Origin of the sequence: Duganella hordei (genome assembly GCF_040369125.1) — a bacterium.
Classification (GTDB): domain Bacteria; phylum Pseudomonadota; class Gammaproteobacteria; order Burkholderiales; family Burkholderiaceae_D; genus Rugamonas; species Rugamonas hordei.
This window is the reverse complement of sequence record NZ_BPWI01000002.1, coordinates 489,541-504,086: the sequence shown is the minus strand read 5'-3', so window position 1 is coordinate 504,086 and position 14,546 is coordinate 489,541. Positions and strand designations below refer to the sequence as shown.

Genomic DNA, 14,546 nt, shown 5'->3' with positions numbered 1-14,546 from the left:
GCAATTATAGATTATGCAATGACAGATTTGACTTTCGCCACGACGTTTTCCACCGTGAAGCCGAAGTGCTTGAACAGCACGCCTGCCGGGGCCGATTCACCGAAGGTATCGATGCCGACCACCGCGCCTTCCAGACCGACGTATTTGTACCAGAAATCGGTCACGCCGGCTTCGATTGCCACACGTGGCAAGCCTTTGGTCAATACGCTGGCCTTGTAGGCGGCGTCTTGACGGTCAAATACATCGGTCGACGGCATCGACACCACGCGCGCGGCGATGCCTTCGGCCGCCAGCGCGGACGCGGCGGCCTGGGCCAGTTCGATTTCCGAACCGGTGGCGATCAGCGTGACCTTGGCGTCGGCCGCGTCGGCCAGCACGTAGCCGCCGCGGGCGATGTCGGCGATCTGCTGGGCCGAACGCTCCTGGTAAGGCAGGTTCTGGCGCGAGAAGATCAAGGTCGACGGGCCGTTCTTGCGCTTGACCGCCTCGCCCCACGCCACCATCGATTCGGTGGTGTCGCATGGACGCCAGTTGTCCAGGTTGGGGATCAGGCGCATCGACGAGATGTGCTCGACCGATTGGTGGGTCGGGCCGTCTTCGCCCAGGCCGATCGAGTCGTGGGTGAACACGAAAATCGAGCGCAGCTTCATCAGCGCGGCCATGCGCAGCGCGTTGCGGCTGTAGTCGGAGAAGGTCAGGAAGGTGGCGCCGAACGGGATGTGGCCGCCGTGCAGCGTGATGCCGTTCATGATGGCCGACATGCCGAATTCGCGCACGCCGTAGTTGATGTGGTTGCCCGGCTTGCCGGAACGCAGCGCGACGCACTCTTTCCAGTTGGTCAGGTTGGAGCCGGTCAGGTCGGCCGAGCCGCCCAGGAATTCCGGCAGCACCGGGGCCAGCGCCTGGATCGCGTTCTGGCTGGCTTTGCGGGTGGCGATGTTTTCTTTTTTCTCGACGGTGGCGGCGATGCCGGCGGCCAGCGTGGCTTCAAACGAGGCCGGCAGGTCGCCTTGCATGCGGCGGGTCAGCTCGGCCGCTTCGGCCGGGAACTTGGCGCTGTATTCGGCGAACTTGGCGGCCCAGGCGGCTTCCTGCTTGGCGCCGGCGGCTTTCGCGTCCCACGCGCCGTACACGTCGGCAGGCACTTCGAACGGCGCGGCGCTCCAGCCGATGTATTCGCGCACGGCGGCGACTTCCTTGTCGCCCAGCGCGGCGCCGTGCACCTTGTCGCCACCCTGCAGGTTGGGCGAACCCTTGCCGATGACGGTCTTGCAGCAGATCAGCGTCGGCTTGGCCGAGGTCTTGGCGGCGGCGATGGCGGCCGAGACGGCGGCTACATCGTGGCCGTCGACGGCGCGGATCACGTTCCAGCCGTAGGCTTCGAAACGGGCCGGGGTGTCATCGGTGAACCAGCCTTCGACCTTGCCGTCGATCGAGATGCCGTTGTCGTCGTACAGCGCGATCAGCTTGTTCAGGCCCAGGGTGCCGGCCAGCGCGCACACTTCGTGCGAGATGCCTTCCATCAGGCAGCCGTCGCCGACGAAGGCGTAGGTGTAGTGGTTGACGACGTCAAAGCCCGGCTTGTTGAATTCGCTCGCCAGCAGGTACTCGGACAGCGCCATGCCGACCGCGTTGGCGATGCCCTGGCCCAACGGGCCGGTGGTCGTTTCCACGCCCGGCGTGACGTCCACTTCCGGGTGGCCCGGGGTCTTCGAATGCATCTGGCGGAAGGACTTGATGTCGTCCATCGTCACCGCGTAGCCGGACAGGTGCAGCAGCGCGTAGTGCAGCATCGAACCGTGGCCGTTGGACAGCAGGAAGCGGTCGCGGTTCACCCATTTCGGATTGGCCGGGTTGTGGCTGTAATGGCCGCTCCACAGCGCAACGGCGATCTCGGCCATGCCCATCGGCATGCCTGGGTGGCCGGAGTTGGCCTTCTGGACGGCGTCCATTGCCAGCGCGCGGATCGCGTTGGCCATTTGGGTGGTGGGAAGCGTAGAAGTCATCGTAGGTCTATCACGGAAGTATGGAAACTGGATGCAAGGGGGCCTGCTGAACCCATTATTTTACCAGACGGACGCGTGCACCATTTAAAATTGCGGAACTTAAACCGACCGGATCAGCGCATGCCCCGCTTTTACATACCCCAGCCCCTGGCCATCGGCCAGCTCGTCAACCTGCCGGAAGCGCTGGCCCACCATATCCAGGTGCTGCGGCTGGCCGAGGGCGACATCGTCACGCTGTTCAACGGCGACGGCGGCGAATACAGCGCCACGCTGGGCCGCGTGGAAAAGCGCAGCGCCGGCGTCGAGATCAAGGCCCACCACCCGCGCGAGGTCGAACTGCCGTTCGCCGTGACCCTGGCCCAGGCGTTGCCCGAAGGCACCAAAATGGACTGGATCATCGAGAAGGCGATCGAGCTGGGCGTGTCCGGCTTCCAGCCGCTGGCGGCGCAGCGCTGCGTGGTGCGGCTGTCGGCCGAGCGGGCGGAAAAGAAGATGGCGCACTGGCAGGGCATCATCGAATCGGCGTCCGAGCAGAGCGGGCGCAACCGCCTGGCCCAGTTGGCGCCGCTGCAGGAGTACAAGCAGTGGATCACGCAGCAGGACCTGCACCGGCGCATCATCCTGACGCCGCGCGCCGACCAGTCGCTGGCGGACTGGGCGCGCCACCAGGCGCCGCAGGCGGTGACCCTGGTGATCGGCCCCGAAGGCGGCCTCAGCGACGCAGAGGAAGAGGCGGCGATCCGCCACGGCGCGCTGCCTCTGGCGATGGGCCCGCGCATCCTGCGCACCGAGACGGCGGCGCTGGCGGCCGTCAGCGCCCTGAGCGCGGCCTGGGGCGGCATGTAAACGCCGCCGCGCCATAAAAAAAACCCCGCGCAGCCTTGCGGCCCGCGGGGTTTTTACCATCTGCAACTCAGCGATTAGAACTTCACGCTGGCGCCGAAGGTGATGTAACGACCGATCGCATCGTACGACTGCGGGAAGGTGTTACCGCTGTCCATCGCGGTGGTAGCGATGGTGCCGCCGACGATAGGTGGTTTCTTGTTAGCAGCATTGGTGATGCTGACGTTGAAACGCAGGTTCTTCGAGTAGTTGTACACACCCGACAGGTCGACATAGCTGTAGGCCGGGATGTGCGAGAACTGCGGCAGGAAGGTGCCGGCACCCGGTTCCACGTCCACAGCGCTGACATAGCGCCAGTTGTAGCCGACCGCGAAGTCACCCACGTTCCAGGTGCTACGCTGGCTGAACTTGCGCTTGTACACCGGCGCGTTGGCGACGTCGCCGCAAGCGACCGAGTAGTAGCCCAGGCAGTTACGGTTGATCGAAATCGGCGAAGGCTGGAACTCGAAGCTCTGCACCTGGGTGAAAGCGAAGCCCAGGTCGAAGTTACCATACTTCGGATCCAGGTTCATCTGCTTGGCCTGCAGCTTGTAGGCCACGTTCAGATCGAAACCGCTGGTTTTCTGCTTGCCCGAGTTGGTGCGCTCGGTGAACACGCCTTTCGAATCGACGCCGTTGAAGGTGCCGTTGGCTGGATTGCGGCCGATCAGCGCGCAATTGGCGTTCATCTCGAAGGTAGGATTGTTCTTGTAGCAAGCATCCAGGACGTCGGTGGTGCTAGGACGGGAGATCGCGTGATCGATGGTGATCTTGTAGTAATCCAGCGATACGGCCAGTTTCGGCAGCGGTTCCCAGACGAAGCCCAGGGTCTTGGTCTTGGCTTCCTCAGGTCCCAGGTTGGTGTTGCCGCCAGCCAAGTTGTTGATCTGGCCCGACGATGGCACCGGCAGCGAACCGATTTCGCTGACCGGCACGCCGGTCAGGCGGCACAGATTGGACAAGGTGCCGGCGGTGTTGGCCTGGGCCTTGTTGATCTTGGTGCCCTGGCATGGATCGACCGCCAGGTTCGACAGGCCGGTGACCAGCGGTGCGAACAGTTCGTTGACGTTAGGTGCGCGGGTAGCCTTCTGCACCATGCCGCGGAAGCGGATCGACTTGACCGGTTCCCACTCGCCGCCAACTTTCCAGCTGCTGTAGTTCTGGGAATCCTTGTCGCCCGACTTGAACTCGGTTTCGCGATAGCCGAGGTCGGCGTTCAGCGCGCGCATGAACGGCTTGTCCTTGACCAGCGGGATCTGCGATTCGATCGCCAGTTCGCGCAGGCGGAAGTGGCCCGAACGGTCAGGCGTCGGCGCGCCGGTGCCCAGCACCTCGCCCTGGATCTGCGATGCCGCGTCCGACTGCGTGCCGGCGACGACCTTGCGCTCTTCGCCGGTGATCGCCATCGAGATCGGCTGGCCAGCCAGCGGGCTGACGAACTTGTTGCCGAAGTCGCCCTGCAGCGAGATCGAGCCGACGTCCTGCTGCACGCTTTGCAGCAGGATCGCGCTTTCGTTGATGAAGCCCAGCATGGCCGGGGTGATGCTGCCGGCCGCGCCGAACACGTTCAGCGGTACGCAACCGTTGGCCTGGTTGGTGCAGGCGGTGGTGCTCAGCGCGTTCAGTGCCTGGCCCACTTTCGACAGCGAGCCCCAGTTGCCGCGCACCTGGGTCTGGTCGGCGTTGCCGCGGGTCCACGACGCGTCGTAGGTCCAGTCCATGATCGCATCGCCCTTCATGCCGATCGTGTACTGCAGCGTGCGGTTGCTGAAGTCGTTCAGGCGCGGACCCATTTCGACGAAGCGGCGGTTGACCGTCATCGGCACCAGCGTGGCGTTGCCGGCGACGCAATCGGTGGCGGCGATGCCGCGGCGTTCGCAAATCTGCTGGCGTGCCGCCGCAGGGATGAACGGGTTACCGATAGGCACCTGGAACACGTTGCCGAAAGTACCGGACTCGGCCAGCGTCGACGACACTTTGCTGCTGGTGTAGAACACCTCGGCATAGGCCTCGGCATGGTCGTTGATCTTGTAGTTGGCCAGCGAGGTCGCCTGGGTGCGATCCAGGCCGGTGGCATAGTAGTTCAGCGGGTTGGTGTTATAGGCCACCGAAGGCTGCACCAGCTTGCCGGTTGCGGGGTCGATCTGCCAGCTGCCCGACAGCGTGTCGGTGGCGGTCGGGCCGGTGCCCTTGCCGACGGCGAACGCGCTAGGAATGGTGGTGGCCGAGCCGCTCGGCAGGCCGGTGGTCGAGCTCAGGCTGGTGATGCCGTAGGAACGCGCGCCCTGGCGCAGCGGATCGGATACGGTTTTGCCGATGCTCAGCACAACGTTGCCGCGGCCGTCATCGAGGTTGGCGCCCATCGTGATGTCGGTGCGGCGGCGCTTGGCGTCGTGGTCGTTGGTGGTGCCGCCGTACGAGGTGGTGGCATCGAAACCGCTGAAGTTTTTCTTCAGGTTGAAGTTGATAACGCCGGCTACGGCGTCGGCGCCGTAGGCCACCGACGCGCCACCGGTCAGCAGGTCGACGCGGCTCAGCAGGGCGATAGGAATGGCGTTGGTGTCGACCGTGCCGTCCAGGCTGAACGGCACCATGCGGCGGCCGTTGATCAGCACCAGCGTGCGGTTGGCACCCAGGCCGCGCAGGTCGACCGTGGCGGCGCCCGAGGTGCCGTTATTGGTGCCCGGGCCGATCGACGGCACAGCGGCTGGCAAGCCTTTGATGAATTCTTCGACGGCGACCGGCTGGGAGGATTTGATCTCCTCGGCGGAAATCGACGAGATCGGGCTGGTCGAGGTCGTGCCTGGAGCGGTAATGCGGGTACCGGTGACCTGTACCGATTCGATCTTGCCGCCTTGCACAGCTTCCTGCGCCATGGCGTGGTGCATCATCGCACTCATGCCCACCAGCATGCTGCCGGCGAAGACGGTGCGCAGCGTGCGCGACATCATTTTTTCTTGAATCATTGTAAAACTCCCATTATTAGACTCCTGTAAAACAGGAGAAACCCAACCGCATCCTAGATATTCCAAAAAACAAATATCTATTCGAGGCCAGCCTGAAGGATTCTTATTACCTTTTTTGATTTTGCCTTGGAAACCTGGAGGTCTCCGGGTGCTTATCGGGTATTGAATCTCGCTATATACGCCTGTCAAATAGTGAATTGCAGGCGCACTGCATGAAACCACTTGCATGCCAAAACTGTCAACCGACGGTCTGAAATGTTTCGCAAAAACAACAACGCCCAAGGAAGCGAACAAAGCAAGCACTTTACGCAGGCATTTTTGCCGCACTGCAGCAATTTTCATTATGCATATGTTAATTTTCGATGTGACAACACTTTTGTTTTGTTATCGGATTGGATTATTGAATAAAATATCGATTGTAACGTCTTGTATCAGATAATATGCTGACATCAGCAGATTGATATTTCACCAATAATGCTGCAACGCAGCACGAAGAGTGTGTCTTTTTGTTCAATCCAGCTCACTTTTTGCAACTACTTGAGAGAAACCCACGCTACGGGGAAATATTGCCATTTTGAAATCACGTTGTTTTATCGCAACACCACCAATTGTTTCCATCTCGTCTATACAGGACTTTCACTCCGTCGTCATTATCTTTTGGACGCCTGTATTCAATCCTTTAAATCCGGGATTTAAATAAATGGAGAATAAGAAAAAGCATGGCGCATTAACCCGGGAATTAATCCGGCCGGAGGTCGCTCCAAGGTTGGCGCAGGACCGGGCGCTGCGGGTAAAATAGCGGCTGCGGCGGTCTGACGCCGCACCGCTCTCCGCTAGCTACGGAGCCCCGCAATTTTTTGGACACAGACATCATGCTGCGATTAAACGAAGTAAAACTGCCCCTCAACCACACCGAGGACCAGCTGCCGGCCGCCATCCTGGCGCGCCTCGACATCCCCGCCGCCGAGCTGCTCGGCTACACCGTCTTCAAGCGCAGCTACGATGCGCGCAAGAAGACCGCGATCGTGCTGATCTACGCGCTCGACGTGCAGGTCAGGGACGAGGCGGCGCTGCTCAAGCGCCTGTCGCACGATGTGCACCTGATGCCGTCGCCGGACACTTCGTATAAATTCGTCGCCAACGGCGAGCAGCTGCAGGGCCACGACCACAACCTGCGCCCGGTGGTCATCGGCACCGGCCCGTGCGGCCTGTTCGCGGCGCTGATCCTGGCGCAGATGGGCCTGCGCCCCATCATCCTCGAACGCGGCAAGCAGGTGCGCGAACGCACCGTCGACACCTTCGGCTTCTGGCGCAAGCGCGAGCTCAACCCGGAGTCGAACGTGCAATACGGCGAAGGCGGCGCCGGCACCTTCTCGGACGGCAAGCTGTACAGCCAGATCAAGGACCCGAAACACTACGGCCGCAAGGTGCTCACCGAGTTCGTCAAGGCCGGCGCGCCGGAGGAAATCATCTACGTCAGCAAGCCGCACATCGGCACCTTCCGCCTGGTCAAGATGGTCGAGCAGATGCGCGCCAACATCGAACAGATGGGCGGCGAATACCGTTTCGAGAGCAAGGTGGTCGACATCGAGATCGAACAGCTCAGTGGCAATAACGGCGACGGCGGCCAGGTGCGCGGCGTGACGCTGGCCAGCGGCGAGAAGATCGCCACCAACCATGTGGTGCTGGCGATCGGCCACAGCGCGCGCGACACCTTCCAGATGCTGTACGAGCGCGGCGTCTACATCGAGGCCAAGCCGTTCTCGGTCGGCTTCCGCGTCGAGCACCCGCAGTCGCTGATCGACGCCTGCCGCTTCGGCCCCAACGCCGGCCACCCCATCCTGGGCGCGGCCGACTACAAGCTGGTGCACCACGCCTCCAACGGCCGCGCCGTGTACAGCTTCTGCATGTGCCCGGGCGGCACGGTGGTGGCGGCGGCGTCCGAACCGGGCCGCGTGGTCACCAACGGCATGAGCCAGTATTCACGCAACGAGCGCAACGCCAACAGCGCCATCGTGGTCAGCATTTCGCCGGAAGTCGATTACCCGGGCCATCCGCTGGCCGGCATCGAATTCCAGCGCCGGCTGGAGGAAAAGGCGTTCGAGCTGGGCGGCGGCACCTACAACGCGCCGGGCCAGCTGATGGGCGATTTCGTCGCCGGCCGCGCCTCGACCGAATTCGGCAGCGTGGTCCCCTCGTACAAGCCCGGCGTGCACCTGACCGACCTGGCGCAGATCCTGCCGGAGTTCGCCGTCACCGCGCTGCGCGAAGCCTTCCCGGCGTTCGACAAGCAGATCAAGGGCTACTTCAAGCACGACGCCGTACTGACCGGGCTGGAGACGCGCACCTCGTCGCCGATCCGCATCAAGCGCCGCGACGACACGCTGCAAAGCCTGAACACGCGCGGCCTGTTCCCGGCCGGCGAAGGCGCCGGCTACGCGGGCGGCATCCTGTCTGCCGGCGTCGACGGCATCAAGGTGGCCGAAGCGGTGGCCCTGTCGATGGCCGCCGACAACGCGTAATCGCCCAAGCCCTCCTCCTCCCCGCAGCCGTACCCAGCCCCGTCATTTTGCCCTACCCGACCAGCAGCGCCTCGGCGCGCTGGGCGGCCCGCGCGCGGCCGTCCCTGCTCACAATACTAACTTTTCGTCACTCGCCGAGCCTCCCCAGCTCATATGAAAGTAGTGCAACGTTTAAATTGCGACTATCACAAATAAAGCATAAACGGCTAACAACTTTGTATTTTTGTGTAAAATAATCGTCTTTTTTTGAAAATACCGCCAAATGTGTTGTTTATTACACGCTTGTTACAGTCCAGCAATTGACCATGCCAGCCTCAGGTGGTCTGATGGCTGCCCTGAATAATCTATTGATGGATTATTCAAACTACGTGTCTTTAAATGACAAAGTAACAATTGGTACCCTCCTAGGAGTTCAAGCAATGATGATGGAAACTGTAATCTCGCGTTCGCTGCGCCTGATGTTTGCGGGCAGCGCCGCTCTGGTGCTGGCACAACCGGCATTTGCCCAAGACGCGCCTATCCAGCGCGTGGAAATCACCGGTTCGTCGGTCAAGCGCGTCGACGCTGAAACCTCGCTGCCAGTGCAAGTCGTAACCAAAGCTGACATCGCCCGTACCGGCGCCACCAGCACTGAAGAACTGCTGCAATCGATCTCGGCCTTCTCCTCGGCCGGCAGCACCAGCAACGCCACCGGCGCCGGCACCTCGACCGGCGGCCTGTCGTCGATCTCGCTGCGCGGCCTGGGCTCGACCCGCACCCTGGTGCTGGTCAACGGCCGCCGCCTGGCAGCCTTCGCCGGCAGCGACGGCGCCTCCGTCAACGTCAACGTCATTCCGCTGGCCGCCATCGAGCGCGTCGAAGTGCTGAAAGACGGCGCTTCCGGCGTCTACGGTAGCGATGCGGTGGCCGGCGTGGTCAACTTCATCCTGGCCAAGCAGACCGACGGCATCGAAATCACCGGCGGCTACGGTTCCCCATCGCAAAGCGGCGGCGGCCAGAACTCCAAGGCATCGATCACCGGCGGCTTCAACACCGACAAGCTGAATCTGGTTGTTTCGGGCTCCTACGAAAAAGAAAAAGCACTGTTCGGCCGCGACCGCGACTACGCGTCGACCTCGACCAAGCTGCCTTATTACAACGGCACCGCGACCGGCCTGGGCAATATCCAGGGTTCGTTCACGCCAGGCAAAGGCCCCGACGCTGGTTTCAGCTCGGGCGGCTCCGGCTACGGCAACCCGCTGGCCATCGGCGACAAGTGCAGCACCATCCGCATGGGCCTGCTGCCTAACGGCGCCAAAGGCGCACCGTACTGCTACTACGACAGCGGCCCGGACGTCGGTCTGACCCCTGATCGCGAGCTGTTCAACTTCACCAGTAACCTGACCTATCAGCTGAACGCGGATCACCAGCTGTTCGGCGACGTGCTGTACTCGCAGAGCAAAGTCACCCAGACCTACCAGGCTTCGCCGGCGCGCGCCAGCTTCTTCGAGACCGACGGCGAGTTCGCCAAGCAAGGCGTGGACGCGGCACTGCTGCTGTACCCAAGCAACCCTGCTTACCAGTCGATCGCCGTGCCTTACCTGCAAAGCCAGGGCTTCACCTCGCTGATCGGCAAGCCACTGTCGATCACCTCGCGCGTGTTTGACTTCGGCCCACGCCAGAACGTCGACACCGCCAAGCAGGCACGTGTTGTCGTCGGCGCCAAAGGCACCATCGGCGCGGTCGACTACGAAGTCGCCCTGACCCACAACGAGTCCAAGCTGAACAGCGCTGTGACCACCGGCTACTTCTCGCAAGTCGCGTACGCCAAGATCATCAACAGCAGCAACTGGAATCCATGGGCTGCAGGCGGCGTGCAAACCGGCGCCCTGGCCGACCAGCTGAAATCGGCAGCGTTCAGCGGCGACTTCCTGGCCGCCAAATCGACCAGCGATTCCTTCGACGCCAAGATCACCGGCGACTTCTGGACCATCGCCGGCATCACCCCGCAATACGCGGTGGGTACGCAATCGCGTAAAGAGAACTACACCACCAACCCTAGCGCAGCTTACCAGTCGGGCGACATCTCCGGCCTGGGCGGCTCGGTAGTGCCTATCGACCGCGACCGTACCGTGAACTCGGCCTTCGGCGAACTGAGTGTTCCGCTGACGAAGACCCTGGAAGCCAACCTGGCCGTGCGCGACGACCACTACGACGACGTCGGCAACTCGGCCAACTGGAAAGGCAATGTCCGTTGGCAGCCGACCAAGTCCTTCCTGCTGCGCGGATCGTACGGCACCGGCTTCCGCGCACCGTCGCTGGTTGACCTGTGGACGCCGCAGACCCTGGGCACCTCGGAAACCTTCAACGACCCAGCGACCAAGCAAACCGGCCTGCAGGTGAACTCGCTGACCGGCGGCAACCCTAACCTGAAGCCAGAGAAGTCGAAGCAGTACTCGTTCGGCGCCGTATGGCAGCCGGTTTCGACCGCGAGCATCGGTGTTGACTTCTTCAACATCAACATCCGCGACATCCTGGCCACCCCGTCGGCACAGGAAGTGGTATCGCGCTTCCGCGCCGGCGACCCAGCCTACGCTGGCCTGGTGACCCTGAACGGCAACGACATCGTCAGCATCAAGCAGACGCTGGCCAACACCGGCAACGCCAACGTGCAAGGCCTGGACCTGTTCGCCAACTGGAAGGACAACTTCAGCTTCGGTAAGCTGGACGTCAACCTGAACGGTACCTACATGGATACCTTCGACCAGACCAGCCCGGGCGGCGACATCTCGCACAAGGTCGGCACCATCGTTGACGCTGCTGGCAATCCAGTCATCGGCGCGCAAAACGGCGGCGTGGTCCTGCGCTGGAAGCACCAGCTGGCAGGTACCTGGAGCAAAGGCCCATGGTCGACCACCCTGGTCCAGAACTATCGCACCGGCTACCAGGTTGGCCACGATCTGAACGACAACAAAGTGTTCATTTCGTCGGAAGCAACCTACGATGCCAACGTCACGTTCCGCGGCATCAAGAACCTGACCCTGGCGCTGGGCGTGAAGAACCTGTTCGACAAGCAGCCTGACCCGATTGGCACCGCGGTGACCAACCAGTTCCAGTCCGGCTACGACATCAACCAGTACGATCCACGTGGCCGCTTCGTCTACGTGACCGCTGGCTACAAGTTCAAGTAATCAGTCGTTCATGAAAAAAGCCCGCACGGCTCAGGCCGCGCGGGCTTTTTTTTGTCCTTTTTTCTACAACCAACCGGCTTTCTTGAAGCGGTGGTGCAGGTACAGGCACACGCCCACCATCACGGATATCGCGAACGGATAGCCATACTTCCACTCCAGTTCCGGCATGAACTTGAAGTTCATCCCCCACACGCCGGCAAACGCGGTGCAGATCGCAAAGATCGCCGCCCAGGCCGCCAGCCGCTTGTTCACTTCGCTCTCCTCGATCGCCACCATCGACAGGTTGACCTGGATCGCCGTCGCGATCGTGTCGCGTATCGAATCCAGCGAGGCGCTGATCCGGTGCAAATGGTCGTGCACGTCGCGGAAGTATTCCTGCGTGTCCTGGCACATGGCCGGCACGCGGCCGCCGTGCAGCCGCCCCACCGCCTCCATCAACGGCGACACCACGTGGCGCACGATGGTCACCTTGCGCTTGAGTTCATACAGGCGCTGGATGTTGTCGCGCTGCTTGCCCTGGCTGAAGATCAGCTCCTCGATTTCCTCCAGCTCCGTTTCCAGCATGTCCAGCACCGGGAAGTAGCGGTCCACCACCGCGTCCATCAGCGCGTACAGCACGAAGGCCGGGCCCAGGCGCAGCATGTGCGGCTCCTTTTCCGCGCGCGCGCGCACGCCGAGGAAGCCCTGCTGGCTATGGCCGTCGCGCGCCGACAGCACGTAGTTGTCGCCGACGAAGATATCCACCTCGCCGACGGCCACCTCGCTGTCGCGGCATTCGATGGTCTTGACCACCACGAACAGCGAATCGCCGTATTCCTCGATCTTGGGACGCTGGTGCCCGCGCCGCGCGTCCTCCACCGCCAGCTCGTGCAGGCCGAACTCCTCCTGCATGATCGACAGTTCGTCCGGCTGCGCATCGCGCAAGGCCACCCAGACAAAGGTCTCCGGCTTTTCGACATAGTCGCTGATTTCCTCGACGGGGATGTCCGCCAGCTTTTGCCCGTCCTGATAGGCCACACAATTAATCAGCATACGCATTCCATAAAAAAAAAGCTCCTGGCTTCGTCAGCCAAGAGCTTACCTCAAACCGGTGCAGGGGCTGGTTAAGCCGCGGTTAAATACCGCGCGGCCGGCCTGGTGTGCGACAGGTTGGGCTTCAGCGCCTTGCGCGCCTCATCCATGCGCGCGAAGTCGGCGGCGTCCGGCAGCGAGGGCAAGGTCACCAGCTCGCCCTGGTCCAGGCCGGCCAGCGCGGCGTCGACCAGGTCTTCCGGCGTCATCACGATGTCGCTCGGCAGGTGGCCGATCGAGATGCCGGCGCGGTCCCAGAACGGCGTGCCGATGGCGCCCGGCAGCACCGCCTGCACCTGCACGCCCTTTTCGCCCAGTTCGTGATGCAGCGATTGCGTCAGCGCCAGCACGAAGGCCTTGCTGCCGCCGTAGGTGCCGTTCAGCAGTTCCGGCGCCAGCGCGGCGATCGACGAGATATTGACAATGGTGCCGCCGCCGCGCGCCACCAGGCCGGGCGCCACGGCGCGGGTCAGGCGGGTCAGCGCGGTGATGTTCAGGCTGATCAAGCCATCCAGCTCTTCCGGCGTGGAATCGATCAGCGGCTTGACGGCGCCGATGCCGGCGTTGTTGACCAGCATGGCGATGCTGCTGTCGGTGGCCAGGCGCTGTTCGACGGCGCGCAGGTCGGCCGTCACGTTGAGGTCGGCGCGCAGCACGTCGACCTTGCGGCTGGTGGATGCCTCCAGCCGGGCCGCCAGCGCGGACAACTTGGCGGCGTCGCGCGCCACCAGGATCAGGTCGTAGCCGCGGCGGGCCAGGCGGTCTGCGTAGACGGCGCCGATGCCGGTGGATGCGCCTGTGATCAATGCGGTTTTCATGTTGGGTCCTTTAGAGTTGAGTTGACAGGGCACAGTGTAGGGGCGCAAACTAAGGCCCATGTGACGTAGATACCTCTTTTTGGGACATCATGAAAAAATCCATAGGTTTGCTGCTGTTCCCCGGTTTCCAGATCGTCGACATGGTGGCGGTCACCGTGTTCGAAGTCGCCAACCTGATGCCGGGCGGCCCGTTCTACGAGATGACCATGCTGTCCGAGCACGGCGGGCCGGTGCTCAGTTCGGCCGGCGTGCCGGTCGGCACCGAGCGCTTCGGCGATCCCGGCTACGACACCGTCATGGTGGCCGGCACGCTGGAGCCGGCCGCGGCGTCGTCGCCGGCGCTGATCGCCTTCCTGCAGGCGGCCAGCAAGGCGTCGCGCCGCACGGCCAGCATCTGCACCGGCGCCTTCATCCTGGGCGAGGCGGGGCTGCTGGAAGGGCGGCGCGTGACCACGCACTGGGCCGGCGCGCGCGAGCTGCAGCGGCGCTACCCCAAGGCCAAGGTCGACGAGGACCGCATCTACATCGAGCACGACCACGTGTGGAGTTCGGCCGGCATGACGGCCTGCATCGACCTGGCGCTGGCGCTGGTCGAGCAGGACCTGGGCGTCGAGGTGGCGCGCGCGGTGGCGCGCAAGATGGTGGTGTATCACCGGCGCACCGGCGGGCAGTCGCAGTTCTCGGCCCTGCTGGAACTGGAGCCGAAGTCGGACCGCATCCAGAACGCGCTGACCTATGCCAAGCGCAATCTGCGCAAGGCCTTGTCGGTGGACGAGCTGGCCGATGCGGCCAACCTGAGCCGCCGCCAGTTCAGCCGCGCGTTCCGGCTGGAGACCGGGCAATCGCCGGCCAAGGCGGTCGAGACACTAAGAGTGGAAGCGGCGCGGGCGATGATAGAGGACGGCAATCACGCGCTGGACGTGGTGGCGAGGGAGAGCGGCTTCGACGACCCCGAGCGGATGCGCCGGGCGTTCATCAGGACTTACGGCGTGCCGCCGCAGGCGATCAAAAGGGCATCGCGCGCGGCGGCGTAATTTTGAAGTTGCGTCAAAATGAGCGCAGCTAGGCGCGGGTGGCGAAGACAGTGCGTTAGCACGGCGAGACGCCCGCA

8 protein-coding genes are annotated in these 14,546 nt (G+C 63.0%); 4 read left to right on the top strand and 4 right to left on the bottom strand.

Features of this window, described 5'->3' with window-relative positions; genetic code table 11:
• Window positions 1-11: 11 nt before the first annotated feature.
• Complete coding sequence (gene tkt / locus ABWW33_RS06505) at window positions 12-2,006, bottom strand: transketolase (RefSeq protein ID WP_353400176.1); 1,995 nt, start codon at window positions 2,004-2,006, stop codon at window positions 12-14.
• Window positions 2,007-2,126: 120 nt separating this feature from the next.
• Here tkt and ABWW33_RS06500 point away from each other — a divergent pair, with 120 nt between their 5' ends.
• Complete coding sequence (locus tag ABWW33_RS06500; protein ID WP_353400174.1) at window positions 2,127-2,852, top strand: 16S rRNA (uracil(1498)-N(3))-methyltransferase; 726 nt, start codon at window positions 2,127-2,129, stop codon at window positions 2,850-2,852.
• A 74-nt stretch (window positions 2,853-2,926) separates the two neighbouring features.
• On the opposite strand, the gene ABWW33_RS06495 is transcribed toward ABWW33_RS06500, so the two are convergent.
• Window positions 2,927-5,854 (bottom strand): TonB-dependent receptor domain-containing protein, encoded by a 2,928-nt coding sequence (locus ABWW33_RS06495; RefSeq protein ID WP_353400171.1) that lies wholly within the window; start codon window positions 5,852-5,854, stop codon window positions 2,927-2,929.
• Between the two features lie 872 nt (window positions 5,855-6,726).
• Here ABWW33_RS06495 and ABWW33_RS06490 point away from each other — a divergent pair.
• Entirely contained in the window at window positions 6,727-8,376 is a 1,650-nt protein-coding gene (locus ABWW33_RS06490; RefSeq protein WP_353400168.1) for an NAD(P)/FAD-dependent oxidoreductase, read from the top strand.
• A gap of 419 nt (window positions 8,377-8,795) precedes the next feature.
• Entirely contained in the window at window positions 8,796-11,546 is a 2,751-nt protein-coding gene (locus tag ABWW33_RS06485; RefSeq protein ID WP_353400165.1) for a TonB-dependent receptor, read from the top strand.
• 63 nt (window positions 11,547-11,609) lie between these two features.
• Here ABWW33_RS06485 and corA read toward each other — a convergent pair whose 3' ends face one another.
• Together corA and ABWW33_RS06475 are read right to left on the bottom strand one after the other, a co-directional pair.
• The gene (corA, locus tag ABWW33_RS06480; protein ID WP_176655542.1) at window positions 11,610-12,578 is read right to left on the bottom strand and encodes a magnesium/cobalt transporter CorA; all 969 of its coding nucleotides are present in this window, start codon (window positions 12,576-12,578) and stop codon (window positions 11,610-11,612) included.
• Window positions 12,579-12,649: 71 nt separating this feature from the next.
• Window positions 12,650-13,435 carry an SDR family NAD(P)-dependent oxidoreductase gene (locus ABWW33_RS06475; protein ID WP_353400162.1) on the bottom strand — a complete coding sequence of 262 codons (786 nt, stop codon included), beginning with the start codon at window positions 13,433-13,435 and terminating at the stop codon, window positions 12,650-12,652.
• Window positions 13,436-13,524: 89 nt separating this feature from the next.
• Between ABWW33_RS06475 and ABWW33_RS06470 the strand changes: the two genes are divergently transcribed.
• The gene (locus ABWW33_RS06470) at window positions 13,525-14,469 is read left to right on the top strand and encodes a GlxA family transcriptional regulator (protein WP_176655540.1); all 945 of its coding nucleotides are present in this window, start codon (window positions 13,525-13,527) and stop codon (window positions 14,467-14,469) included.
• The last annotated feature ends 77 nt before the right edge of the window (window positions 14,470-14,546 follow it).

Excerpts from the sequence above, each read along its gene's own strand:
- tkt (WP_353400176.1), bottom strand. The coding sequence starts at position 2,006 with ATGACTTCTACGCTTCCCACCACCCAAATGGCCAACGCGATCCGCGCG.
- ABWW33_RS06500 (WP_353400174.1), top strand. The coding sequence starts at position 2,127 with ATGCCCCGCTTTTACATACCCCAGCCCCTGGCCATCGGCCAGCTCGTC.
- ABWW33_RS06495 (WP_353400171.1), bottom strand. The coding sequence starts at position 5,854 with ATGATTCAAGAAAAAATGATGTCGCGCACGCTGCGCACCGTCTTCGCC.
- ABWW33_RS06490 (WP_353400168.1), top strand. The coding sequence starts at position 6,727 with ATGCTGCGATTAAACGAAGTAAAACTGCCCCTCAACCACACCGAGGAC.
- ABWW33_RS06485 (WP_353400165.1), top strand. The coding sequence starts at position 8,796 with ATGATGATGGAAACTGTAATCTCGCGTTCGCTGCGCCTGATGTTTGCG.
- corA (WP_176655542.1), bottom strand. The coding sequence starts at position 12,578 with ATGCTGATTAATTGTGTGGCCTATCAGGACGGGCAAAAGCTGGCGGAC.
- ABWW33_RS06475 (WP_353400162.1), bottom strand. The coding sequence starts at position 13,435 with ATGAAAACCGCATTGATCACAGGCGCATCCACCGGCATCGGCGCCGTC.
- ABWW33_RS06470 (WP_176655540.1), top strand. The coding sequence starts at position 13,525 with ATGAAAAAATCCATAGGTTTGCTGCTGTTCCCCGGTTTCCAGATCGTC.